General features: G+C 56.5%; 19 protein-coding genes. 13 read left to right on the plus strand and 6 right to left on the minus strand.

Annotation, left to right across the window (positions count from 1 at the left end):
• Positions 1 to 14: 14 nt before the first annotated feature.
• Positions 15 to 1,337 (plus strand): tRNA (N(6)-L-threonylcarbamoyladenosine(37)-C(2))-methylthiotransferase MtaB, encoded by a 1,323-nt coding sequence (gene mtaB / locus BR04_RS08170; protein ID WP_496355508.1) that lies wholly within the window; start codon positions 15 to 17, stop codon positions 1,335 to 1,337.
• Here the strand turns inward: mtaB and BR04_RS08175 are convergent.
• Positions 1,288 to 2,670, minus strand: a complete 1,383-nt coding sequence (locus BR04_RS08175) for an MATE family efflux transporter (protein WP_496355509.1) — start codon at positions 2,668 to 2,670, stop codon at positions 1,288 to 1,290. The genes mtaB and BR04_RS08175 overlap by 50 nt on opposite strands.
• 11 nt (positions 2,671 to 2,681) lie before the next feature.
• Positions 2,682 to 3,629 (minus strand): lipoyl synthase, encoded by a 948-nt coding sequence (gene lipA, locus BR04_RS08180; RefSeq protein WP_496355510.1) that lies wholly within the window; start codon positions 3,627 to 3,629, stop codon positions 2,682 to 2,684.
• 201 nt (positions 3,630 to 3,830) lie between these two features.
• Between lipA and BR04_RS08185 the strand changes: the two genes are divergently transcribed.
• Complete coding sequence (locus BR04_RS08185; RefSeq protein WP_496355511.1) at positions 3,831 to 5,849, plus strand: site-specific recombinase; 2,019 nt, start codon at positions 3,831 to 3,833, stop codon at positions 5,847 to 5,849.
• A gap of 133 nt (positions 5,850 to 5,982) precedes the next feature.
• A complete protein-coding gene (locus tag BR04_RS08190; protein ID WP_496355512.1) occupies positions 5,983 to 6,243 on the plus strand; it encodes a hypothetical protein in 261 nt (86 codons plus the stop codon).
• A 143-nt stretch (positions 6,244 to 6,386) separates the two neighbouring features.
• On the opposite strand, the gene BR04_RS08195 is transcribed toward BR04_RS08190, so the two are convergent.
• Positions 6,387 to 8,240 (minus strand): pentapeptide repeat-containing protein, encoded by a 1,854-nt coding sequence (locus tag BR04_RS08195; protein ID WP_496355513.1) that lies wholly within the window; start codon positions 8,238 to 8,240, stop codon positions 6,387 to 6,389.
• 421 nt (positions 8,241 to 8,661) lie between these two features.
• Here BR04_RS08195 and BR04_RS08200 point away from each other — a divergent pair, with 421 nt between their 5' ends.
• Positions 8,662 to 9,594 (plus strand): universal stress protein, encoded by a 933-nt coding sequence (locus BR04_RS08200; RefSeq protein WP_496355514.1) that lies wholly within the window; start codon positions 8,662 to 8,664, stop codon positions 9,592 to 9,594.
• A gap of 57 nt (positions 9,595 to 9,651) precedes the next feature.
• Here BR04_RS08200 and BR04_RS08205 read toward each other — a convergent pair whose 3' ends face one another.
• The 3 genes from BR04_RS08205 to BR04_RS08215 form a co-directional block, all read right to left on the minus strand.
• Positions 9,652 to 10,260, minus strand: a complete 609-nt coding sequence (locus BR04_RS08205; protein ID WP_496355515.1) for a superoxide dismutase — start codon at positions 10,258 to 10,260, stop codon at positions 9,652 to 9,654.
• Between the two features lie 186 nt (positions 10,261 to 10,446).
• Positions 10,447 to 11,976: a bifunctional metallophosphatase/5'-nucleotidase gene (locus BR04_RS08210; protein WP_496355516.1), complete on the minus strand. Its 1,530-nt coding sequence runs from the start codon at positions 11,974 to 11,976 to the stop codon at positions 10,447 to 10,449.
• Positions 11,977 to 12,087: 111 nt separating this feature from the next.
• Positions 12,088 to 13,710, minus strand: a complete 1,623-nt coding sequence (locus BR04_RS08215; protein ID WP_496355517.1) for a sigma-54 interaction domain-containing protein — start codon at positions 13,708 to 13,710, stop codon at positions 12,088 to 12,090.
• A gap of 214 nt (positions 13,711 to 13,924) precedes the next feature.
• On the opposite strand from BR04_RS08215, the gene BR04_RS08220 reads away from it, so the two are divergent.
• The 9 genes from BR04_RS08220 (at position 13,925) to BR04_RS08260 (ending at position 25,741) form a co-directional block, all read left to right on the plus strand.
• On the plus strand, positions 13,925 to 15,709 hold the full coding sequence (locus BR04_RS08220; protein ID WP_496355518.1) for an acyl-CoA dehydrogenase family protein: 1,785 nt from the start codon (positions 13,925 to 13,927) through the stop codon (positions 15,707 to 15,709).
• A 10-nt stretch (positions 15,710 to 15,719) separates the two neighbouring features.
• A complete protein-coding gene (locus BR04_RS08225) occupies positions 15,720 to 16,472 on the plus strand; it encodes an enoyl-CoA hydratase/isomerase family protein (protein WP_496355519.1) in 753 nt (250 codons plus the stop codon).
• 86 nt (positions 16,473 to 16,558) lie between these two features.
• Positions 16,559 to 17,791: an NADH:flavin oxidoreductase/NADH oxidase family protein gene (locus BR04_RS08230; RefSeq protein ID WP_496355520.1), complete on the plus strand. Its 1,233-nt coding sequence runs from the start codon at positions 16,559 to 16,561 to the stop codon at positions 17,789 to 17,791.
• A gap of 825 nt (positions 17,792 to 18,616) precedes the next feature.
• Positions 18,617 to 18,883 (plus strand): helix-turn-helix domain-containing protein, encoded by a 267-nt coding sequence (locus BR04_RS08235; protein WP_496355521.1) that lies wholly within the window; start codon positions 18,617 to 18,619, stop codon positions 18,881 to 18,883.
• Positions 18,883 to 21,276 (plus strand): EcoAI/FtnUII family type I restriction enzme subunit R, encoded by a 2,394-nt coding sequence (hsdR, locus tag BR04_RS08240; RefSeq protein WP_496355522.1) that lies wholly within the window; start codon positions 18,883 to 18,885, stop codon positions 21,274 to 21,276. Before BR04_RS08235 ends, hsdR begins: the two co-directional genes overlap by 1 nt.
• Before the next feature lie 26 nt (positions 21,277 to 21,302).
• The gene (locus tag BR04_RS08245; protein ID WP_496355523.1) at positions 21,303 to 22,769 is read left to right on the plus strand and encodes a type I restriction-modification system subunit M; all 1,467 of its coding nucleotides are present in this window, start codon (positions 21,303 to 21,305) and stop codon (positions 22,767 to 22,769) included.
• The gene (locus BR04_RS08250; protein WP_496355524.1) at positions 22,766 to 23,863 is read left to right on the plus strand and encodes a PDDEXK nuclease domain-containing protein; all 1,098 of its coding nucleotides are present in this window, start codon (positions 22,766 to 22,768) and stop codon (positions 23,861 to 23,863) included. The genes BR04_RS08245 and BR04_RS08250 overlap by 4 nt, the downstream gene beginning before the upstream one ends.
• On the plus strand, positions 23,856 to 24,026 hold the full coding sequence (locus BR04_RS08255; RefSeq protein ID WP_496355525.1) for a hypothetical protein: 171 nt from the start codon (positions 23,856 to 23,858) through the stop codon (positions 24,024 to 24,026). The genes BR04_RS08250 and BR04_RS08255 overlap by 8 nt, the downstream gene beginning before the upstream one ends.
• A complete protein-coding gene (locus BR04_RS08260) occupies positions 24,023 to 25,741 on the plus strand; it encodes a restriction endonuclease subunit S (RefSeq protein ID WP_496355526.1) in 1,719 nt (572 codons plus the stop codon). Before BR04_RS08255 ends, BR04_RS08260 begins: the two co-directional genes overlap by 4 nt.
• The last annotated feature ends 9 nt before the right edge of the window (positions 25,742 to 25,750 follow it).

Below are 25,750 nucleotides of genomic sequence, written 5' to 3' on the forward strand. Positions count from 1 at the left end.
AGGAAAGCACATCCATGTCTTTTTTTTTCATCACCACCCTGGGTTGCAAGGTCAACCAGCAGGAATCCGATGCCATTGCCGCCTGCCTTGAAAGCGCAGGCTGGCAACGAACCCTGAAAATCCGGGAAGCCGATGTCCTCATCCTCAACACCTGCACGGTGACGGGAAAAGCGGCCCAGCATTCCAAACAGCAGATCCGTCACCTGGTACAGCACAATCCGGAAGCTCTGCTTCTGGTCACAGGCTGCTGCGCCCAGACCGAAGGCCCTGAAATTGCGGCCATGGAAGGGGTGGATCATGTGGTCTCCCATACGGACAAGCACAGCATTCCGGATCTGCTGGCCCGGCTGGCCCAGGGGGACACCCTGCCCTACCCCGCCTGCCACGGGGAAAGCGCCTGCCAGGAGACCCGCTTTCAGGACATCCCCGCACCTGCCCGGGATATGGGCCGCACACGGGCCTTTCTCAAGATTCAGGACGGCTGCAACGCCTTCTGCACCTACTGTATTGTCCCCCATGCACGGGGACGCAGCCGCAGCCTGGAACCGGAAAGGGTGCTTCAGAAAGTCCGGGATCTGGCCAGTGCGGCATACAGGGAGGTGGTGCTGACGGGTATCCATGTGGGAATGTACGGCGCAGATCTCCTCCCGCCCCTGCATCTGGAAGACCTCCTCCGCCTGCTCCTGACAGATCCTGGCTGTCCCCGTCTGCGCCTCGGTTCTCTGGAACCCGTGGAAGTCACAGACAGCCTCATCCATCTGGCGGCCTCCGATCCGCACATTGCCCCCCATTTCCATATCCCCCTGCAAAATGGCTCCGACACCCTTCTCAGGGCCATGGGCCGCCCCTATGACAGTGCCTTCTATGCCGAACGCATCCGCACCGTACGCAAGGCCCTGCCCGAGGCAGCCATCGGAGCGGATATTCTCGTCGGTTTTCCCGGTGAGACGGACACCCTTTTTGAAGAAACCGCAGCACTTGTGGAAGGCCTGCCCCTCACCTACTTCCATGTCTTTCCCTACTCCCCCAGGCCCGGTACGCCCGCAGCCAGCTATCCGAACCCCGTTTCCCCTGAAACGGCCAGACAACGCTGTGCCCTGCTTCGGGAGATGGGGGAAAAAAAGCGTCTGCTTTTTGCGCAAAGCCTTGAAGGTTCGGTGCAGGAGGTGCTTTTTGAACGGCACAGGGACAAAAAAACGGGCAGGCTCAAAGGTCTTACGGGTAACTACCAGACCCTGCTTGCGGACGGCCCGGACAGCCTTCTCCGTCAGAAGGTTCAGGTGAAGGTCAGGGCGGTGGGAAGGGATGGACGGCTGGAGGGAGACCCCGGCTTCTGACTTTGAGAAGCCGCAGCAGAAGCAGAAAGGCCGCAAGGGTAAGGCCCGTGATGAGGCTGATCCAGAATCCCGCCGCTCCCATGCGGGGAAAACACATATCCGTCATGCCCAGAACATAGCCCAGGGGCATGGCGATGCCCCAGTAGGCCACAGAGGTGAGCCGCATGGGAACCGCCGTATCCCTGAAACCCCGAAGCGCCCCCAGGGAAGTGGTCATCACCGCATCGGAAAGCTGGTACAGGGCTCCAAACACCAGCAGTCCTGCGGCCATGGCCTGCACATCACTGTCCGGAGAATAGAGCCGTACAATCCCATGGCGAAACAGCAGGGTTCCCGTAAGGGTGAGGAAGGCAATGAGAAGGGATAAGAGCATACTGGCCCAGACCGTTTCCATGGCCCGGTTCAGGGCCTTCGCCCCCACGGCCTGACCCGTGCGTACCGTGACGGCTGTGGAAAGGCTTAAAGGAATGCTGTACACCAGAGCCGAGAAGTTCATGGCCACCTGATGGCCTGCCACGGTCACGGCACCCAGAGAACTGATGAACAGGGTGATGCAGCCGAAAATACTGGCTTCCATGAAAAGGGTCAGTCCAATGGGCCCGCCCAGCCCGAGCAGCTCCGCAAAACCTTTTTTCCGGAATACGGGAAACCGTAACCATCGCAAACTGCGATACCGCTTCGCCCCTGCCAGATACATCCCCATGCCCAGAAACATCAGCCAGAAGGAAAGGGCCGTGGCCCAGCCGCAGCCTGCGCCGCCCATGGCGGGAATGCCTGCCCCGCCGTAAATAAAGAGAAAATTAAAGCCCACGTTGCAGCCAAGTCCCATAAGGGAAATCTGCATCTGGGTTCGGGTATCCCCCATGGCCTCGGAAAAACTTTTCAGCACGATATAGCCCGCCATGGCGGGGAGTCCCAGACCAAACCCCTCCAGATAAAGCAGGGTCATACGGATCACCTCCTGGGGGCCTCCCATCCACTGAAGCAGAGGCTCCATGCCCTGAAGAAGACATCCCAGCACCACACCTGCCACCAGGGCAATGAAAAGACCGTGGTGTACCACATCCGCGATGGCCTCCCGCCGGCCTGCGCCCACAAGCTGGGCCACCACAGGACAGACCGCAAGGAGCAGACCGTTCATCCCGAAAAAAAGGGGCGTCCAGATACCGGCTCCCATGGCCACGCCTGCGAGATCCACAGCCCCCACACGACCGGACATGAGGGTATCCGCAAAGCCCGCAGCGGTGAAGGCCAGCTGACCGATCCAGACCGGCAGGGCCAGGGCCAGCACCGCCCGCACCTCTTTTCTGAACACGGAAATTTTAGGGTACAAAGCAGGCCGGTTCATCCATTCTGGCCCTGTCCGGGCCGGTCTTCCTCCGCCCTGTAGGAACTGCGTACAAAGGGGCCGCTGGCCACGGCGGTAAAGCCCATGGCAAGGGCTTTTTCCTTCCAGGCATCAAATTCACCGGGCGTTACAAAACGCTCCACAGCCAGATGGGCCGCAGAAGGCTGAAGATACTGTCCCAGGGTAAGCCGTGTGCATCCGGCTGTCCGGAGATCTTCCAGGGTTTCCAGAATTTCGTCCTCTTCTTCCCCAAGCCCCAGCATAAGGCCGGACTTGGCGGGAATCCCGGAAGGATGGGAGGCCACCCGTTCAAGCAGTTCCAGCGAACGGGTATAACGGGCCTGGGGCCGCACGGCGGGATACAGGCGGCTTACGGTTTCCATATTGTGGTTCAGCACATCCGGCCCTGCCTCCAGTACCCTGTTCAGGGCCTGCGCACAGCCCTGAAAATCCGGAATCAGCACCTCAATCCCCACTTCCGGCAGTTTTTCGCGAAGAACCCGGATCGTTTTGTAAAAATGTCCGGCACCGCCATCGGAGAGATCGTCCCGCGTGACCGAGGTGAGCACCACATAGGAAAGCCCCAGCCGGGAGACGGCTTCCGCCACCCGCTGCGGTTCATTTTCATCGGGCGGCAGCAGCCTGCCCGTCTCAATGTTGCAGAACCGGCAGTTCCGGGTACAGATGTCACCCAAGAGCAGAAAGGTCGCCGTCCTCCTGCCAAAACATTCAAACTGATTGGGGCAGTGGGCTGCCTCACACACCGTATGCAGGGCCGCTTCCCGCAAAAGATGCTGAACGTGGCCATATACAGGCCCCTTTGGCAGGCTTCTGCGCAGCCATGGGGGCTTTCTCAGGGAAATCCCCATCTTTTTTTTTCTGCTCTCTCTCTCATGGACAGACATTCCGGGTGGAAAACTTTTTCCCATAAATTCTTCGTTCATGCAATTCCTCGGGATTTTTCGAATGAAAAGCAGTTTTTTGCCAAAAGGGCTTTCCATGGCACGAATCAGGGCTTTACACCTGAAAGCCTGCCCCTACAAGCCCTTTTAAAATCTCACACGGCAGGCTATGATGGCTCGCCATACGCCCAGTCTTAAGGGACTGTACAACAAAAAGCTCTCCATTTCCCCCTACGGAACCTTATGAAAAAACATGACCGTCCTGACCTCCAGCGCATGCTTCAGCGTTTTCAAGACACGCCGCCCTCTCCCATTGACATTTTAAGGACGGTCACGGACTGGCTGCGTCCTGATCCGGAAGAAGAGACAGAGGCCGTGATCCACCGTATGGATCTTCTGGAAAATGCCCTGACGGATATGCCAGAGGCGGATAGGATTCTGGCAGAAACCCTGAAAGACTGGCTCGGAAGAGCCAACTATTTTCTGGCCTTTGCCGTGCTGGGACTTTTTTCCCGTCAGGGGTTCCTGAAGGAACTGGGCAACCGGATGTATGAACACATCAACCCGGCACCTCTGAATCCGGAAAGCCTTTCCGACGCCCTCACCCTGATTTTTCACCATAAGGACGATCCCCGGTGGGTGGTGGCCCTGCCTGCGGCAAGCTGGCTGCGCCTGTTCCGGATGCTCTGGAATGTCCATCCTGGCGATGCCCTGAAACTTCTGGGAAAAACCATAGAAGAACTGCTCTATGCCCTGGAAATGCTTTCCATATGGGTGGCAGGTGAAGAGCTGGAACCGGATCTCGTGCGTCTGGATCCCAGAATTGTGGACAAGAACTCCGCCTTTGTGGCACTGCAACGGGAAATTTCAGCCTACTGCCGCAGCTATGAGGCCTGGATTCTTGGGAAACAACCGGACTTTGAGGATGATGCCCATGCACGGGTGCTCCTGGATCAGTGCATGAAGGCCGTGAGCTTTTTCAGAAAAAAATGCGTGACCCAGGGAACCAGCATCTCCCTTTCCTACCTTCTGGAACGCCTGGATCAGACCCTGAAACGCATTCTGGACATTCTCAACCTCCTCAACCCCGGAGATCTTGAGAAATCCCGGCAGACGGCCATCACCCTTTTTCAGGAACTGACAGCAGCCAGTCGCCAGCGTTACAGCATCCGTTACCTGTTTCAGTCCAACATCAAGCTGCTTTCCCGCAGCATCACAGAGAGCACCAGCGATCACGGCGAACACTACATCACCCAGAATCGCAAGGAATATTTTGCCATGCTGCGTTCCGGCGCAGGCGGAGGCCTCCTCATTGCCCTCATGGCCCTCATCAAGATCCGGATCATGGGGATGGAACTCGCGCCTTTTCCGGAAACCGTTCTTGTGAGCCTCAACTATGGCCTGGGCTTCATGCTCATTCATATTCTGCATTTCACCGTGGCCACCAAGCAGCCTGCCATGACGGCCTCCCGTCTGGCCGAAGCCGTGCAGCAGGGAGAACACGGGGGAGCCAATCCCAAAAAACTTGCGACACTTCTGGTGCAGGTCAGCCGTTCCCAGTTCATCGCCATTACAGGGAATGTGATCGTGGCCCTGTCCCTGGCCTTTGGCCTCGGATGGCTCTTCTCGTTTTTTAAAGGACAGCCCTTCCTTACACCGGAAGTCAGACACTATCAGCTGTACGAGCTTCAGCCCTTGGCCAGTCTGGCCCTGCTCCATGCCTGTATCGCAGGGGTCTGGCTCTTTCTGGCGGGTCTGACTTCCGGTTTTTTTGATAACAGGGCCGCCTATATCGGTCTTGGGGCAAGGCTGAAAAATCACCCTCTTCTGAAACGCCTGCTCCCGAAAAAAATCCGGGAACCCCTTGCCGACTATGTGCATGAAAACTACGGTGCCCTGGTGGGAAACTTCTTTTTTGGGGTGCTGCTGGGCAGTACCGCCTATGTGGGCCTTCTTCTGGGGCTGCCTCTGGGAATCCGTCATGTGGCCTTTTCATCGGCAAACCTCGGATACGCCATGGCCGGTATGGTTCCGGGATTCCTTGAATCGGCACTCTATTTCTTCTTTATCTGCCTCATTTCCTCCTGCAACCTCTGGGTCAGCTTCGGTCTTGCCCTTTACGTGGCCCTCAGGGCCAGAAACACCCACATCCACAGTCCGGCCAAAGTACTGGCGGCCCTGAAGGAACAGATCCGGGCCCAGCCTTTTTCCCTGATTTTTCCTCCAAAAGAAAACGGGGATGAAAAAAATCCCCCTCGTTAAACTGGTGCGCTTTTATCAAAAAAACAGTAAAAACATACTTGCTTTTTCAAAAGAGATGCCTTATTGTTGAATCAAGCTTTTTTGGACGACCAAAAAGCAGGATGCCCTTAGTACCCAACCGAAAGGAGCAACCATGGAAAAAGGCACGAGAAAAGCAGAACGCAGACATCACAAAGCCAGGGTACGGAGAAAAAGAATTGATGTTGTGGCCCACTGGAAGGCCCACAATCCCAGAGCACGCGGTGTTGCCGTCGAAACCCCCACCGCAGTGGCAGCCTACAGAGAAAGGGTTCCCACCATCCAGGACATTCGTCACAAGGATTGGCGTAAAGAAGCCATTCTTGCCTGGGATATCAGTTTTCTACAGGGCAACCGGACAGTTGTCTTCCACTGATTCTTTCATGGACATCAGGGCTTCAGCAGAAAAAGAGTTCTTTTCGCTGAGCACCTGAAGAGCCAGAATCCATAAAACAGACAAGGAATCCTGATGATCAGGATTCCTTTTTTATATCTGCGCATACGAAAAAAATTCTGGAGTCAGGAAACGCTGCATGCTCCCTTGGACTCTCCGGTGCAGACCTGACCATCCATCCAGATCGCCCCGCTCAGATTGGCCCCTTCCAGCAAAACTTCCCGCATCACGGCTCCGGTAAACCTGGCCCCTTCCAGATCCGATCCTTCCAGATCCGTCTCCCGGATATGGCTTCCCGTGAGATCCCCCCCTCTCAGGATTGCCTCCTTCATCGTGGCCTGAACAATTTCCGCATTGGCGAGACAGGCCTCCGTCAGATCCGCGTACACCATGCGCGTTCGGTTCAGACAGGCTCCCCTGAGATTGGCTCCCTTCAGGCCTGCGCCACTGAGATCACTGCCCTCCAGCTGCACCTTGACCAGAATGGCCCCCTCCAGAGTCGCGCCAGTAAAATCCGCATCGAGCATTCGGGAAGCCGTAAAATCAACACCTGTCAGATCGCTGCCGACCAGACAGGCTCCCGAACAGTCCGACTCCGACATGTTGCTTCCGGCAAGATGGGTATTGATGAGATCCGTACTTCGCATCAGCGCTTTGACCAGACTGCACGCCTCCATATCCGCCCCGCTCAGATTCGCTCCGGAAAGATCCGTATGGTTCAGGTTTGCATGGCGCAGATCCGCCTTTAAAAGACTGGAACCCCGCAGCGAGCATTTATTGATCTGTGCCCTTTGCATCTGACATTTTTTGAGGTTTGCCCCCTCAAGATCCGCTTCCGTTAAAACGGCTCCGTCCAGAACAGCCCCTTCGAGTCTCACCCCTTTCAGGACAGCCCCCCTCAGGTTTGCATTCCGCAGATCCGCTCCCGTAAGATTTGCATGGGAAAGTCTGACACCCGCAAGACAGCTCCCGGAAAGATCCGCCCCCTCAAGGCTTGCATATTCCAGATTCGCACCTGTGAGATTGGCTTTCCGGATGCAGGCTTTATCCAGATGACAGCCCTCCAGATCCGCATCCACAAGGCTGGCACCTTCCAGAACCGCCTCTCCCATGAAGGACTGTCCCAGCTGCGCTCCACTCAGCCTGGCTCCCTCAAGTCTGACACCCTTCATCTGTGCCCCCCGCAAATCCGCCTGCACCAGATCCGCATCGGTCAGCACTGTATTTTCAAGATCCGCATGGGAAAGATCCGCTCCGGTCAGGACAGCCCCGTGCATGGAGGCTCCAGCCAGAACGACACTCCGCATCTGGGCCTTTTTCAGCAGGGCGCCTCCAAGATCCGCATTCCTCAGGCTTGCCAGATACAGGTGCGCACCATTCAGCACAGCCCCTTTGAGGTGTGCCTCACGGAGACTGGCACTGGCAAGGTTGGCTGAGGAAAGACGGGCAGACTCCAGGCAGGCTCCGTCCAGGACAGCCCCCTTCATGTCTGCCCCATGGAGGCTCGATTCCTTAAGATTTGCTCCTGTAAGCCTTGCCTGGGTGAGGTTTGCCTCACTGAGATCGGCAAAGCTCAGATCCGCCTGAATCAGACTGACCATCCGCAGGTCACTGTCCCCGAGATCCGCATGAACCAGACTGGCATGATGCAGATCTGCCTTCAGAAGTATCGTCATGGTGAGAGTGGCACCATCAAGCCGTGCTCCCTGAAGATACCCTCCACTGAGATTGACCTTCAGCATATTGGCACCGCTCAGATCGGCACCTGCAAGATTCGCAGCCCCCATGCGCGCGCCGGAAAGATCCGCACCCCGAAGATCCGCTCCCCTCAAATCCGCCTCACCCAGCCGTGCCCCCCGGAGATCCGCCTCTCTAAGCTCCGCATTCACCAGATCCGCCCCATCAAGATCACACTGACGACAGACCCGGGTACGGAGAAGCTGCTCCAGATGCCATGCGCTCCCCTTCAGTTTTGCCATAGAGCCTCCCATGCTTGCTTTGGGTTATCCTGAAATCCTTTTCCCGGAATGAAATGCACAAAGCGCACCAGCACATTTCAGGATACATACCCGCTACCCCTCCGGGCCATTCCCTGCATGGAATTTTACCGGTTCCCCCCTGCGTCGCGATTCCCTTCACCAAAGGGAAAAACATCCGTATTCCCCGTTTTCTTTGACAGAGTGATAAAAATCATGACAGCCAGCTTCCCCCTCCCCTTGTCCCTTCTGCCCTCTTTCACAAAACAAAAAAACCGTACAGATTCCTCTTCATTCCCGGCGAAACGCCGTCTCAACCGACAATCCGGCACCCAAAAAAGCCCCGGAATCAGGCTACGGCACGCAGACTGCATTGGTTCCAGGACAGCAAAAAAAGACCCCCAATGACAGACAAGGAGAGGATATGGAACGCAAATATCTCATTGCCCTGGACGGATCCACCCCCTCCATGGCCACCGTGCATTATGCCGCTGCCATGCTGCCCAAGGATCGTTCCGAAATCGTGCTTTTTCTTGTGGAATTCGATATGCCGGAATCTTTCTGGGACATCTACCCCGATCCGGAAAACCGCATCCATCCGGAGGATATGACGGAATGGGCTGAAAGGCAGCGCAGGTGTTTCGCAGATATCCTGGAGACAGCCCGCAGCATCTTTGTCCAGGCAGGATTTCCCCAGAAATCCATTACCGTCAAAATGTGCCGGCGTAAAACCGGCATTACACGGGACATTGTCTCAGAAAGCATGGACGGATACGCAGCCGTCTTTGCCGGACGCAAGGGCTGCTCCAACCTGATCCGTCTGCCCATCGGCAACATCGCCCGAAAACTGGTATCCCGCATCCAGCACATTCCCCTCATCATCGTGGGGGAAAACGTGGAAACCCGGCATATCCTCATCGGATTTGACGATTCTCATGGCGCAAGAAACTGCCTCAGGTTTTCAGCATCCCTGTTTGCGCACACGGACAAGCAGTTTCATATTCTCCACATTGCCCGCCCCCAGACCTTCTTCAATGGAAACTTCCAGAACAGCACCACGGCAGACACCAGACAAACCCTGGAAACCCACCGAAAGCTCAAAATCGAACCCGCCATGGAAAAGGCCCTGCATGTTCTCAGGGAGCGTTCCGTGAAGCCCGAAAATATGGAAAGCCGTATTGTCCATGGCTATATGAACCGGTCCATCGGCCTTCTGGATACTGCGGAAAAGGAGGGGTGGGGTACCCTTATCGTGGGGCGCAGGGGGATTTCCCGGGTACAGGATTTTTTCATTGGAAGGATCGGAGAAAAACTTGTGGAAATGGCGATGGATCAGGCCATCTGGATTGTAAATTGAAATCCACCGTTCCCAGGCAGGCGCATGGGAACGGTGGCTGATTCAGCGTGCATCAGATCAGGCAAGGTTGCTGAGGGCAAATTCCCAATTGATCAGTTTGTCCAGAACAGCCTGGGCATAATCCGCCCGACGGTTCTGATAATCCAGATAATAGGCATGTTCCCAGACATCCAGGGTCAGAAGGGGCTTCAGTCCGGATGTGAGGGGGGTTTCCGCATTCCCCGTCTTGACGATTTTGAGCGTTTCCCCCTCCTGCACCAGCCAGGCCCATCCACTGCCAAACTGGGTAAGAGCCGCATCCAGAAAAGCTTTCTTACAGGCTTCCACACTGCCAAAGGCGGCTTCAATTTTCTGCTTCAGAGCCACGGGCGGCTCACCGCCGCCACCGGGCTTCAGGCTGTTCCAGTAGAAGGTATGGTTCCAGACCTGGGCTGCGTTGTTGAAAATTCCCGCCTTGTCCGCCTTTCCCGCCACAGCAGTGATAATCTTTTCAAGGGAAAGGCCCGCATATTCCGTACCGGCAATAAGCTTGTTCAGATTGTCCACATAGGCCTTGTGGTGCTTTCCATAATGAAATCCGATGGTCGTTGCCGTAATCACCGGGTCGAGGGCATTGTCCGCATAGGGCAGAGGGGGCAGAACGATGGAAGATGCTTCCTGAGTCATGACAAACCTCCTTGAATGGACGTGAATGGATGAACATCTTGAGATACGAACAGAATACGAAAAAGATTTCCTCACAGTAGTGAAAAACAGACTCTTTGCCAAGTCCGAAAAAAAAACACTTACAGGCAGCCCCCAATGGAGTTTTCAGCACAGACCTTCCCGTCCGGCCAGGTGGCAAGGCTGAATTTATTTGCCTTTTGATTTTACAAAAGGTTTTTTTAGAATCCGTCCCTCCACAACAGGACGGATCACACCCCGCCTGCGGATATAGGTTTCCACGGCCGCATCCACGGCACCGGCCTCCCGTGTGGTGGGGAACTCCTTCAGCACCGTCATCTCACTGCCGCCTGCGGCCAGATAGTCGTTGGTGGCCACAAGATAGGTCTTTTCCGGATGCAGAGGAAGACCGCCAATCTCAACATGCTCCACCCGGCTTCCCTCTGGCTGTAAGGGGTCAATTGCATAACGCATGCCCGCCACATGGAGAAGGGAACCATCCGGTGCAGGATAGGAGGATGCGCCGATTTCCAGCACGGTCTTCAGGGCCTTGCCCGTGATTTTTTTGATGACAATGGTGTTGCCGAAGGGAAGGATCTCGATGATTTTCCTGAGCGGGATCTCTCCCGATTCAGCGGAGGCCCTCATGCTGCCTGCGTTGATGAAGACCAGCTCCGCGCCCGAGGCCTCCAGAACAGCGTCTGCCACAAGGTTACCGAGGTTGGTTTCCCCCACCCGGATCTGTTCCCGGTCTCCGTCAAGACGAATGGATGTACGGCCAATCACTTCGGAAAGGGCAGCCTCCTGTTTTGCGAGAATGGCGTCAATCAGGGTTTTCACCTCCGGATCTTCCGGTGCGGCCATGCCCGTTTCCTTTGGGATCAGCGAAGCGTCAACGGATACCGTCCCCTCCCCGTCCAGACGCATGACCACCTTTCCCAGGGCCTTGTTGTATTCATGGGCGCTCACGATCCAGGTGTCTTTCACCTTCAGGCCATGTTCCAGACGGTCATGGCTGTGGCCATCCACAATGAGATGGATGCCCGCCACATTTTCCGCAATGGCCGAGCTCCTGTACTCGGGCCGGGTGCCCGCATCCAGCCCCAGATGCACCAGGGCGATGAGAATATCCGCCTGATCTTTCAGGGTATCCACCATGCGTTTCGCCGTTGCCACAGGATCTTCAAAGCGCAGCCCCTTTACCCCGTCGGGATGGGCCTTGGTGAGGGTTTCCGGTGTGGCAAGGCCAAAAACCGCCACCCGCAGGCCCTCATAGTGCTTCAGCACATATTCCTGCACAAGAAGGGAGCCGTCTTCCTTTCTCACATTGGCCGCAAGAAAGGGAAAATCCGCCATGGCGGCAAGCTCCAGAACCCGCTTTGCCCCATAGTTGAACTCATGATTGCCCGTGGTCATGGCCTCATAGCCCATGGCGTTCATGAGGCGCACCATGCTGGCCCCCTTTTCCAGGGTCACAATGGGCATACCGTGCAGGGCGTCCCCTGCGTCCAGCAGAAGGACATGGGGATACGCTTCCCGGACGCCCTTCACCAGAGTGCTGAGCCGCGAAAGGCCCATGCCATCGCTGTCACCGGGCAACACCCGGCCATGCATGTCGTTGGTGTGCAGCACGATGAGTTCCCGGACATCCGGAGCCGCAAGGGCTGTGGAAACCAGAAAAAACAAAACAAAGCAGAACGAATACATTTTTCTCAGCATAGTTCCTCCATTGTTGCCCCCGATGATCCCCCTTATCGACCCCAAACCGGGCTAGCACATTTTTTCCGCCATGTGAATGGCTGGAAAAGCCCACCTCGCTGCCACTGTGGTTCAGAGCCCGCCCTTCTCCACAAAAACCGTTCCGCTGTTCGCCCGCCTTTCCAGCACAATCCCCATCTTCTTCATCCGGCTTCTTAAGGTGGATGGATGGATGGCGAGAATCCCCGCAGCGCCCTTCGGGCCGTCAATCTTTCCGCAACAGAGCTCCAGAGCCGCAAGGATATGGCGGCGCATGGCTTCTTCCAGGGTTAGAAAATCCTTTATGCCTTCGGATGTCCCTCGGACTCCGGAGGACTCCCCCTCGCCTTCCGGCCTTTCCGGAACCTTCGGCATCCCGCCTCCCAGATGGGCAAAGGAAAGCCCCCTCCCCCTGCCCAGAATCAGCGCCCGCTCCATGACATTCTCCAGCTCCCGGATATTCCCCGGCCAGGCGTAGCGTTGCAGGGCCTGCAGGTTTTCTGAAGAAAGCTCCGGCGGCGGATCAAAATTCATCTCCCGTGATTTTTTGCGGATAAAGTGAAGAGCCAGGGCCTCCATGTCCTGAAGCCTCTCCCTGAGGGGCGGAATGCGGATGGGAAAGACATTCAGCCGGAACCAGAGATCCTCCCGGAAACGCCCTTCTTCCACCATGCGGTAAAGATCCCGGTGGGTGGCAGCGATAACCCGGGTATCCACCGCAATGGGCCGCTGACCGCCCACCCGGAAAAACTCCATGGACTGCAACACACGGAGAAGCTTCACCTGAGCGGCAAGGGGCAGCTCTCCGATCTCATCGAGAAAAAGGGTGCCGCCGTCGGCCTGCTCAAAGAAACCCCGCTTCCTCTCCATGGCTCCGGTAAAAGCCCCCTTTTCATGGCCGAACAGCTCCGAATCCAGAAGGTTTTCCGCGATGGCTCCGCAGTTGACCCGGATCATGGGGCCATCGGCCCTGCCCGAAGCCCTGTGGATGGCTGAGGCGGCCACCTCCTTGCCCGTACCCGTTTCCCCGAAAAGCAGCACCGGCACCCGCAAAGGAGCCACCTGACGGATCATGGCCTGCACGGCCTGAAGAGCCGGAGAACGGCCCACCATGCCACCGGGATAGCCCAGCCTGTCCTGAAGCTGCTGCTTTTCCACCGCCAGACGTTCATTGCGGCAGAGCACATCCCTGTGACGGAAAAGGTTCAGGAGTCCGGCAAGAAGAGGTTTCCGGATCTCCCCCAAAAGGCTCTCATGCTCCCTGCCATAGCTGTCCTTGCCCCGAACCACCATGCCAAAGGCCCCGACAAGCTCCCCGCCCATGCCGAACCCCAGCACCAGCACGGAATAATTGTTTCCCTTGCGGATTTCAGGCCCCGCCACATGGCTTCGGAAACGCTGGTACACCTCTTCCAGAAGGGGGCTTTCGCTGCGGTTCATGCGCCAGATGGGGGCCTCCACCCGGCTGCGGATGTCCGTCATGGCCCGCTGGGACACCTGCACCTTCTCATCGAGAAGAATCCCCCGGTTTTCCGTGGCTTCGGCCAGATACCGAAGGGTGTCGGTGGTCAGATCCACGGTGAGGAGATGGATGAGATCCAGGGGAAAATGCCGGGCAAGGCAGGCAAAGGTGCGGTGCAGGGCCGTTTCCATGTCGAGACTGCTGAAAAGATGGCCCGTGAGTTCGGTGATCAGTGCTGCGGCATCCTTCTCCATGAAAAGCTCCCGTATGAAAATATTGATATTTCGTGGAATCTTGCTTTTTAACGGTTTCTTCTACGGCATTTCACGGTTTTTGGCGAGGCTTTTCAAGGCCATTTTATTTATTCTTATCAAAACAGGTAGTTCCATAAACAATCCCCTCTGGCCCGGAATGTGAAAAACCCTTTCCCTGAAACAAGCTCTTCATCCCACACCCCAAGGAGGTTCCATGGCCGAACGATTCATCCATATGCAGCATCTCCGCTTTCTGCTCCGTGAAGTCTTTGCCGAAGAAGGAAAGGACATCTTCTCCGAAAAGGATATGAAAAGCTGGGATCTGGTGCTCAATGCCGCCTATGATTTCGCAAAAACCGCCCTGCATCCCCTGTTCTCGGAAATGGACAAGGAAGTCCCGCACCTTGAAGACGGCAAGGTGCATGTGCATCCGGCCATCGGGCCTTTGCTCCGCCAGATGGGAAAGGACGGGTGGATCTCCGCAGGTCTGCCCCAGGATCAGGGCGGCGACGGGCTTCCCGCCATGCTGCTCCATGCCTGCACGGCCATTTTCGCCTCCGCCAACTATTCCGCCAGTGTCTATTCCGCCCTGTCCATGGGCGCTGCACGGCTCATCGCCAGCTATGGCTGCGAAGCCCTGAAGGATTTCTATCTGCCCCCGCTCCTTGCGGGCCGGTGGCAGGGCACCATGGCCCTCACCGAGGCGGAAGCGGGCAGCTCCTTAGGGGATCTGGCCTGCACGGCCACTCCCGCGGGCGAAGGCGTGTACCGCATTCAGGGCCGCAAGGTCTTCATCTCCGCCGGGGATCACGACGGTGTGGAAAACGTGGTGCACCTCATGCTGGCGCGCATTGCCGGAGCCCCTCCGGGAGTGAAGGGCATCTCCCTCTTTGTGGTGCCCAAACTCAGACCCGAACTGGGCGGCCTTGCGGATAACGACATCACCATCACCCAGATTTTCCATAAAATGGGCTACAGAGGCGCTCCCATTGCCGAGCTTTCCATGGGCGAAAGAAACGACTGTCTGGGGTATCTCATCGGAAAGGAAAACCGGGGGCTTGCCGCCATGTTCCAGATGATGAACGGCGCGCGTCTCGAAGTGGGCATGGGAGCCGCGGCCATTGCCACGGCAGCCTATCAGGCGGCTCTGGAATACAGCAAATCCCGGAAACAGGGCCGCAGGATGGGAGTCTCCTCCAAATCCGAGCCTGTCGCCATCATCGAACATGCGGATGTGAAACGCATGCTGCTCGACCAGCGGGCCATTGCCGAAGGAGCCATGGCGCTGGTACTGCAATGCGGCCTTTACGAAGACGGCCTGCACACCCTGAAAGACGAGGCTGCCAGAGAGCGCCATCTTCTTCTGGACCTTCTTACACCTGTCGCCAAAAGCTATGCTGCGGAACAGGGGATTTTCAGTGTCAGCCAGAGTCTCCAGTGTTTTGGCGGATACGGATACTGCGAGGATTTTCCCGTGGAGCAGCACTTCAGGGACATGCGCATCCACGCCATCCATGAAGGCACCACCGGTATTCAGGCCATGGATCTTCTGGGCCGCAAGGTCATGATGGAAAACGGTCTTCCCCTGCGTCTTCTGGGAAAAGAGATCCGTGCCACCCTGCAAAGGGCAGGACAGGATGACAGCCTTGCCGCCATGGCCAAAAGCCTTGAGGAGGCCCTTCAGACCCTGGAAACCACCACGGCAACGCTGGGACTCTGGGCCTTAGAAGCGGGAGCGGAAGCCTTTCTTGCGGATGCCACCCTTTATCTGGAGGCCTTCGGACTTGTCACCGTGGGCTGGCAGTGGCTGAAGCAGGCCCTCTCGGCCCGTGAAAGGCTTGGCAGCGCGAAGGGAGGAGCAGCCTCCTTTTATGAGGGAAAAATCAGCGTCTGCCGGTATTTTTTCGCCTACCACCTTCCTAAACAGGCCACTTTGTGCCATCGTCTCATGACAAAAGAAGCCCTGACCCTCGGTATCCCCACCGAATACTTCACCTAAAGGAGCAAAAATGAAGACCCTGAACTTCCGTCAGGCAGGCCGCATCGGCTACCTCACCCTGAACCGGCCCGATAAATACAATGCCTTTGACCTGGAAATGGTGGATGAATTCGAGGCCTTTCTCCAGGCAAGGCGCTACGACAATGAAACGGGTGTCATCATTCTCGATGGCGGAGCCTCAAGGGGCTTCTGCGCGGGCCTTGATGTGGAAACCTATGCCCCGGCCATCATGGCCATGAGTCCTGTGGACGCCTACAACGCCCAGGCCCGCATGAGCCGCCTGTTTCTCGCCATGCGCCGCATCCCCCAGCCCATCATCTCCTGCATACACGGCGCTGCGGCGGGCATCGGCTTTTCCCTTGCCATGGCTTCCGATATCCGCATCCTTGCCGATACCGCCAAATTCTCCGCAGCCTATATCAACATCGGCCTTGGCGGTGCGGACATGTCCTCCAGCTATTTTCTGCCCCGGCTCATCGGCGCAGGCCGGGCTTACGAATATCTTCTCACGGGCAACTGGATGGATGCGGACACGGCCATGGCTCTCGGCTTTGCCAGCCGCAAGGTAGGCCGTGAGGCCCTGATCGAGACCGCTGAAGGCCTTGCCAAAACCATGATGGAAAAAAATCCCATGGGCATCCGCATGACAAAAGAAGCCATCAACGCCAACATCGATGTGGGAGGACTGGAGGCGGCCCTTCAGATGGAAGACCGCAACCAGATGATGATAGCCTATACCTACCGCATGACACCCGCATCCTGAAAACCTCCGGGCGTCCGGCATCCTGTCCCATAGTGCCGGACGCTCCCTTCTTCCGTTGACCCACAAAAAGAACAGGGAGAAACACCATGCAGGACACCCCGAAAGAGCGCCTATTTACCCCCCTCACCCTGCCCTGCGGCCGGGTGGTGAAAAACCGTTTTTTCAAATCCGCCATGAGCGAAATCCTCGGAACCGAAGACAACCGTCCCACCAACGCACTGGTGCGTCTCTATGAGCGCTGGGGCAAAGGCGGGGCCGGGATTCTTGTGACCGGCAATGTCATGGTGGACAGAAAGGCGCTGGGGGAACCCCGCAACGTGGTCATGGACACGGAAGACGATCTCCCGCTGCTCAGCTCCTGGGCCGGGGCCGGTAAAAAAGAAGGGTCTGAAATCTGGGTGCAGCTCAACCATCCGGGAAAACAAAGCCCGAAAAACCTCTCACCCAGCCCCGTGGCTCCCTCGGCCATCCCCCTGCATCCGGGTCTTCAGCGTTTTTTTGCCACACCCAGGGCCCTTGAGGAGGGAGATATTCTGGGCATCATCGCCGCCTTTGCCAGATCCGCAGGCATTGCCAAAAAAGCGGGCTTCACCGGTGTGCAGATCCACGCGGCCCACGGGTATCTGGTTTCCCAGTTTCTGTCTCCCCTGCACAACCAGCGTAAGGATGCCTGGGGCGGCAGCCTTGAAAACCGCATGCGCTTTCTCATGGAGGTGTACCGGGCCATCCGCAAGGAGGTGGGGCCGGATTTTCCCATCGGAGCCAAGCTCAATTCCGGGGATTTCCGCAAGGAAGGCTATCATCCGGAAGAAGCGGCCGAAGTGGCAAAGGCTCTGGCCGAAGAAGGGCTGGATCTATTGGAAATTTCCGGGGGCAGCTATGAAAAGCCTGTGATGATGGCGGGGATGCCCGGAGGTTCGGAAGGCTATTTCCTGGAGTATGCCCGGAAAGTACGTCAGATGACGGCCATTCCCCTGGTGGTGACTGGCGGGTTCAGGACGGCGTCCGGCATGGTGGAAGCCCTGGCCTCAGGCGATACGGACATGGTGGGACTGGGCCGTCCCATGGTGCTGGATCCGGATCTTCCCGCAACCATCGCCAGAGAGAGCGGCATGGCATACAAAAGCCCTGTCACGCCCAAATCCACGGGCATTGCCGCTGTGGACAACATGGCCATGCTGGAGATCACCTGGTATGAGCGGCAGATGGGCTACCTTGCCAGGGGGCTGAAGCCAAGACCCCACGAAAAGGTCTGGGCGTCCATCATTAAGATGCTGCTGGAAGACGGCATCACGCGGTTCAGAAGAAGAAGATCCTGATACCCATTCAAAGGGGTTCGGCGCATGTTGCGGGACGTATGGCCAAAAACCCGGCCACGTCCCAAAACACCCGCCGCTTGAGGCGGGCTTACGGCCGCAAAAAGAAAAATGAAAAAAGCGCCACAACATGTTTCCGTCCTCGTCCCCCCAGATTTTCCGGGCTTTTTTTTTCAGAATCAGCAATGCGGCAGCCTCGGCAAGAGCGACTTCCTTCCTTTGAAGCTCTTTCTCAAGTTCCCGTATTTTTTTAGTATCTGATGATAGGGATTTGTTTTTCATATTGGAGGCAGGTTATCTCTGTAGCGCATTCAGGATCTGCAAACGCCACTGTTCCAGATGGGTTTCATGGAGGCCTTTTTCACGTAAAAAAGCCCCCAGATCCGCATTGTCAATGCTTGCTGGCCTCAATAATCGCATTCAGTTTCTCATCGGATGTCCAGTCCTGGGGGCGTTTTTCTTTCATTGGGAGACTTCAGGGCAAGTGCAGCATTGACAAGCTTTACGGAGCCATCTGGAGAGGGTTGACTGAGATACATCAATCTCCTTTGATAACGCTCCGGCGGAAATGGCATCGGGGCCTGTCATCCGGCAGACCATTTTGTCTTTGAACATTTGAGAGTAGGGCATGTCAACCTCCAAACCCCCAAGTTGATTGTTTGGGTCGCACTGAGGTGACAACTACCCTGACACAGGGGGCTTTCTGGAGGATTACTTACCGGGTTGTAGCGGGATGTGTCGGAAAATTCTGAAATAACCGCCGACTTTCATCTTTCCACATGCGTTATCACCTGCTATATTGAGGACCGTAATTGTACGTTGGGCAAGATGCGTTCACTTGCCGCCCGTGAATTGGTGGCGCACAAGGAATTGAGGCAAACCGATATGGCAAAGGCACCGGAAAATTTTGCGGAGACGGTCAAAGAAGTCCGCCAACATCTGGGGCTCAGCCAGGAAGAGCTGGCTCACGAGCTGGGGGTGAGCTTTTCCACGATCAACCGCTGGGAAAACAGCAAGACGGTTCCCTTCAAGCTCGCGAGAAGGCAATTCGAAGCTTTTTGTGAGCGAATGAAAGAACAGGGGAAGTTGGCCTGATGAATAAAAAACAACTTTCCGAGCGCGATATCTGCACAAAATACATCACGCCTGCCCTGGAGAAGGCGGGCTGGGATGTCACGACCCAGATCCGTGAAGAGTTTCCTATCACCAAGGGACGCATCATCGTGCGTGGTAAGCTGCATACCCGTGCCAAGCACAAGCGCGCCGATTATGTCCTGTTTTACAAGCCGAACATCCCCATTGCCATTATCGAGGCCAAGGACAACAACCACAGGGTTGGCGACGGTATGCAACAGGCGTTGGGCTATGCCGAGATGTTGCAAGTGCCGTTTGTATTCAGCTCCAACGGCGACGGTTTTCTGTTCCACGACAAGATTGCCGCCAGCCAACCAGGGGGCGGCATTGTCGAGCGTGAACTTGCACTCCACGAATTCCCCACTGCGGAAACGCTGTGGCAATGGTGGGCGCAGCACCGTGGCCTGAACGATCAGCAGAATGCACTGGTCACGCAGGATTATTTCAGCGACGGCAGTGATAAAAGTCCGCGCTATTACCAGCTGCTGGCCATCAACAAGACCATCGAGGCGATAGCGCGGGGCCAGAATCGCATTCTGCTGGTGATGGCCACCGGCACCGGCAAGACTTTCACCGCCTTTCAGATCATCTGGCGGCTGTGGAGATCCAAGGCGAAAAAACGCATCCTGTTTCTTGCCGACCTCAACATCCTGGTCGACCAGACCATGACCAACGACTTCAAGCCGTTTGGTTCGGCCATGACCAAGATCCAGAAGCGGCAGGCCAACAAGTCCTATGAGATTTACCTTTCCCTCTATCAAGCCGTGACCGGCAACGAAGAAAAGAAAAACATCTACCGGCAGTTCAGCCCAGACTTTTTCGACCTCATCATCATTGATGAATGCCATCGGGGCAGCGCTGCCGCCAATTCGGCCTGGCGTGAAATTCTCGAATATTTCACCTCCGCCACCCAGATCGGCCTTACCGCCACGCCCAAAGAGACCAAAGAAGTCTCCAACATCGATTACTTTGGCGATCCCATCTATACCTACAGCCTCCGGCAGGGAATCGACGACGGCTTCCTTGCCCCCTACAAGGTCGTGCGCATCGATCTTGACCGGGACTTGACCGGCTGGCGGCCCGACAAGGGCATGATCGACAAGTACGGCAACGAAATCGAAGACCGTATCTACAACCAGAAAGATTTCGACAAGACCCTGATCCTTGAACAGCGTACCCAGTTGGTGGCAAAAAAGATCACCGAGTTCCTCAGGCAGACCAACCGCTTCGACAAAGCCATCGTCTTCTGTGAAAACATCGACCATGCCGAACGCATGCGTCAGGCCCTGGTCAATGAAAACGCCGATCTGGTGGCGCAGAACAGCAAATACGTCATGCGCATCACCGGCGACAATGAGGAAGGAAAGGCCGAACTCGACAACTTCATCTTCCCGGAGAGCAAATACCCGGTTATTGCCACCACCTCCAAGCTGATGACTACCGGTGTCGATGCGCAGACCTGCAAACTCATCGTGCTCGACCAGCGCATCCAGTCCATGACCGAGTTCAAGCAGATCATCGGACGCGGCACCCGCATCAACGAAGATTACGGCAAGTACTACTTCACCATCATCGACTTCAAGAAGGCGACCGAGCTGTTTGCCGACCCTGATTTCGACGGTGACCCGGTGCAGATCTACGAACCCAGCGGGGATCAGTCGCCGGTGCCGCCGGATGTTCCTGTCGATCCCGAAGTTGGCGGTGGCGTCACCTACCCGGAACCCGGAGAGGACCAGGAATGGATCGGCGTAGCCGAACCCGGTCCAGCTGAGGAAGGCGGCATTCGCCGTTACGTCGTGGCCAATGTCGAAGTCAAGGTCGCCGCCGAACGCGTCCAGTATTTCGACGCCGAAGGCAAACTGATCACCGAATCCCTCAAGGACTACACCCGCAAGGCCTTGGCCAGGGAGTACGCCAGCCTCGACGATTTCCTCCGCCGCTGGAGCAGCACCGAGAAGAAGCAGGCCATCATCGACGAACTGTCGGAACAGGGCGTGTTCTTCGATGCCCTTGCCGATGAGATCGGGCGGCAATCCGGCAAAGCCTTCGACCCCTTCGATCTGGTCTGCCATGTCGCCTGGGATATGCCGCCGCTCACCCGCAAGGAGCGGGCAGAAAAGGTGAAGAAACGCAACTACTTTACCCGCTACAAAGAGCAGGCCCGCCGGGTGCTGGAGGCCCTGCTCGACAAGTACGCCGATGAAGGCGTGGCCCACATCGAAGAGACGCAGATTCTCACCATTGCCCCCTTTACCAAATTCGGCACCCCGCTGGAAATCATCCGCGCCTTTGGCGGACTGGATCAGTATCAGCAGGCTGTGGGCGAGCTGGAACAAGCCCTCTATAGCGCCTGACAAAAAGAACTGGAGATAACACAACCATGTCACTCACCACCCTGATCAAAGCCATTCAGGACATCATGCGCAAGGATGTCGGCGTCGATGGCGACGCTCAGCGCATCAGCCAGATGGTCTGGCTGATTTTCCTGAAGATCTTCGATGACAAGGAACAGGAGTGGCAGCTCACCGTGTCCGGCTACAAGTCGCCGCTGCCCAGCCGTTTCCGCTGGTCAAGCTGGGCCAAAAACCCCGAGGGGATGACCGGTGAGGAGCTGATCGACTTTGTCAACAACGACCTCTTCCCGGCGCTCAAGAAACTGGCCACCACCGCCGGTGTTTCGCCCCATGGCAAAGTAGTCGGTTCGGTCTTCGAGGACGCCTACAACTACATGAAGTCCGGCACCCTGCTGCGCCAGGTGATCAACGCCATCGAAAAGGATGTGGACTTCAACAAGTCCGGCGACCGTCACCTGTTCAACGACATCTACGAAAAGATCCTCTCCGACCTGCAATCCGCCGGGAACGCCGGTGAATACTATACCCCCCGTGCTGTCACCCGGTTTATGGTCGATATGCTCGATCCCCAACTCGGCCAGACCCTCCTTGACCCGGCCTGCGGCACCGGCGGCTTTCTCACCTGCGCCATCGAGCATCTGAACAAACAGGTCAAAACCGCTGACGACCGCAAGCGCCTGCAGGAGTCTATTCACGGCGTGGAGAAGAAACCCCTGCCGCACATGCTGGCCATGACCAACATGATGCTGCACGGCATCGATGTCCCCACCAACGTCCGCCACGACAACGCCCTGGCGAAGCAACTTCAAAGCTATACACCAAAAGACAGGGTGGACCTGATCATCACCAACCCGCCCTTCGGCGGCATGGAAGAAGACGGCATCGAATCAAACTTCCTCAAGAAGTACCAGACCCGCGAGACCGCCGACCTTTTCATGGCTCTGATCATGCACCTTTTGAAACACGACACCGGCAAGGCAGCCGTGGTGCTGCCCGACGGATTTCTCTTTGGCGAGGGCGTCAAGACCACCCTCAAGCGCGAGCTGCTGGAGGAGTTCAACCTGCACACCATCGTGCGTCTACCCAAAGGCGTGTTTGCTCCCTACACCAGTATCGCCACCAACATCCTCTTTTTCGAGAAGGGCGGGCCGACCAAGGAAGTGTGGTTCTTCGAGCATCCGTATCCCGAGGGCTACAAGTCCTACTCCCGCTCCAAACCCCTGACCATCGCCGAGTTCGATCTCGAAAAGGGCTGGTGGGGCGGAGCCTCCCGCCGTGGGCGCAAAACCACCGAGCAGGCCTGGAAGGTCTCGGCCAAGGAACTGGCCGAGCGCAACTACAACCTGGACTGCAAGAACCCCCACGAGGTTGAGGTCAACCACCGCGATCCGGAAGAGCTGATGGTCGAGTACCAGCAAATCGTCCACCAGCTCGAAGAGGCGCAGGCTGCCTTAAAGGCCGAGTTGATGGCCTGCCTGGGGGGGAAGGCATGAGCAGGAAGAAAAATGTAACGCTGCCCACCGACTACACCGGGTTGCTGACCGATATCAAACAGCGCGTTCGTCATGCGCAGACCCGCGCCGTGCTGGCGGTCAATGCCGAGTTGATCCGGCTCTACTGGGAAATCGGCGCATTGATTGATACCCGTCAACGCAAGGAAGGCTGGGGGGCCGGGGTGATACCCCGTCTCGCTCTTGACCTGCATAACGAGCTGCCCGAAGAAAAGGGATTTTCAGAGCGCAACATCAAGCGGATGCTGGCATTCTATCGCGAATATCCACATCTGGAATTTGTGCCACAAGCTGTGGCACAAATTGATTCTGATCCAAAAGGGCCACAGCTTGCGGCACTTTTCCCCGTCGAGCTAATCCAATCCGTTCCCTGGGGGCATCATTCCGAGCTGATGGCCAAGGTCAAAGATCCAGCTACCCGCAAGTGGTATATGCAGGCAGCCATCGAAAACGGCTGGAGTCGCAATATTCTGCTAATGCAGATTGAAACCGCCGCCCATCATCGCCAGGGGCGAGCCACCACCAACTTTGCCAAACGACTGCCGCCGCCCGATTCCGATCTGGTGCAGCAGACGCTGAAAGACCCCTACCTGTTCGACTTCCTCACCCTGGAATCTGGCTTTCATGAGCGCGAACTGGAGACCGGCCTCATTGCCCATCTGGAAAAGTTTCTGCTGGAGCTGGGTCAGGGCTTTGCTTTTGTCGGACGGCAATACCACCTCGACATAGGCGATAGAGACTTCTACATCGACCTGCTCTTCTACCACCTCAAGCTGCGCTGCTATGTGGTGATCGATCTCAAACGCGGCGATTTCAAACCCGAATACGCCGGAAAGATGAATTTCTATTGCAGCGTGGTCGATGACAAGCTGCGCCATGAAACCGACAAACCCACCATCGGCCTGATCCTTTGTCAGCAACCCGACCGGGTGCTGGCGGAATACGCTCTGCGCGGCATCGACAAGCCTATCGGTATTTCCAGCTTTGAACTGACTCGAGCTCTGCCGAAAAGCCTTGAGAGTAGTCTGCCCAGCATCGAACAGATCGAGAAGGAACTGGAGGGCGGCGATGAATAGATCGCATATTCGAAATTTTCGAATACCTGCCGCCGAGGGTGAGCCGGTTCCAATGCAGGTGACGAGAAAATTCGGAATTTCCGAATTTTCCAGCAAACCAACGGAGGCCGAGACCGAACTGAAGAAAATCGAAGCGACGCAGAAGAAGAGGGGCAAGAAATGACCGAAGCCACCCGTAATCTGCTGGAACAGCACTTCGACACCGCCTTTGCCGCGCCCGACGGCATCGCCAAACTGCGCGAATTGATCCTGACCCTTGCCATGCAAGGCAAGCTGGTGGAGCAGGACCCGAATGATCCGCCTGCCAGCCAACTGTTGAAGGAGATCGAGGCCGAAAAACAGCGGCTGGTGAAGGCAGGCAAAATCAAAAAGCCCAAGCTCCTGCCGCCCATCAAGCCGGAGGAAATGCCTTACCAACTGCCGCGGGGGTGGGAGTGGGTGCGGCTGGGTGACATTTGCTCGTATATTCAGCGCGGCAAGGGGCCGAAATATGTAGACGTTTCCACGCATCGAGTAATCTCGCAAAAATGCGTTCGCTGGTACAGACTCGATCTTGAGCCTGCACGGTATATTGATCCGGCCTCTTTGGACAAGTATGAGCCGATCCGGTTCTTGAGAGTTGGCGATCTACTATGGAACTCGACTGGCACTGGAACCATTGGCCGAGCATGTCTTGTTCCGCAAGAGCTTGAAGGTGTTGAAATAGTAGCCGACTCACATGTGACGGTTGTTCGTCCAATTGAAGTCAGACCGGTCTTCCTTTGGCGCTGGATTCAGAGCCCTACAGTTCAGAATGAAATCGAAGGATCAGCTTCCGGGACGACAAATCAGATTGAGCTGAACACCTCAACAGTCATTACCCATTTGATGCCTCTTCCCCCCCTCCCCGAACAACATCGCATCGTCGCCCGCATCGACCAGTTGATGGCGAGGTGCGATGAGTTGGAGAGGTTGTGCAAGGAGCAGCAGGAGAAGCGGCTGGCTGTTCACGTCGCTGCCATCAAACAACTGCTCGACACGCCGGACGGCTCGGCCTGGGACTTCATCCAGCAGCACTTTGGCGAACTCTACACCGTCAAGGAAAACGTCGACGAACTGCGCAAGGCCATCCTCCAACTCGCCGTCATGGGCCGCATCGCCCCCCAAGACGCGGGCGACCCACCCGCCAGCGAACTGCTGAAGGAGATCGATGCCGAAAAACAGCGGCTGGTGAAGGCAGGCAAAATCAAGAAGCCGAAGCCCCTGCCACCCATCAAGCCGGAGGAAGTGCCCTATGAGTTGCCGCAGGGGTGGGAGTGGGTGAGGCTGGGCGAGCTAACGCAGGTAATAACCAAAGGATCTTCACCGAATTGGCAAGGTGTGAAATATGTAAATGAAGGGGAAGGAATTCTCTTTGTCACCAGTGAAAATGTTGGAGCGTTCGAGTTGCTTCTTGAGAAAAAGAAGTATGTAGAGGAAAAATTCAACCAGATAGAGCCAAGGTCTATTCTTCAAAAACGTGACATTTTGATGAACATCGTTGGTGCATCCATCGGACGAACCGCCATCTTTGATCTTGATGAGATTACCAACATAAACCAAGCGGTGACGATAATTCGTTTGATTGAAAAACTGGACCACAACTATTTTTTAAAATTTTTCAATAGCCCAATCTGTCTTAGCTATATGTTTGATAAACAGGTTGATAATGCGCGGCCCAACCTCAGCATGGGCAACATTGCACTATTTGCGATTCCTCTCCCCCCGCTCCCCGAACAACACCGCATCGTCGCCCGCATCGACCAGTTGATGTCTCTGTGCGACACGCTCGACCAGCAGATCGACGCCGCCACCGACAAACAGACTGAACTGCTCAACGCCTTGATGGCGCAGGTATAGGGAGATGCC

The organism is Desulfobotulus sapovorans DSM 2055, assembly GCF_059569355.1.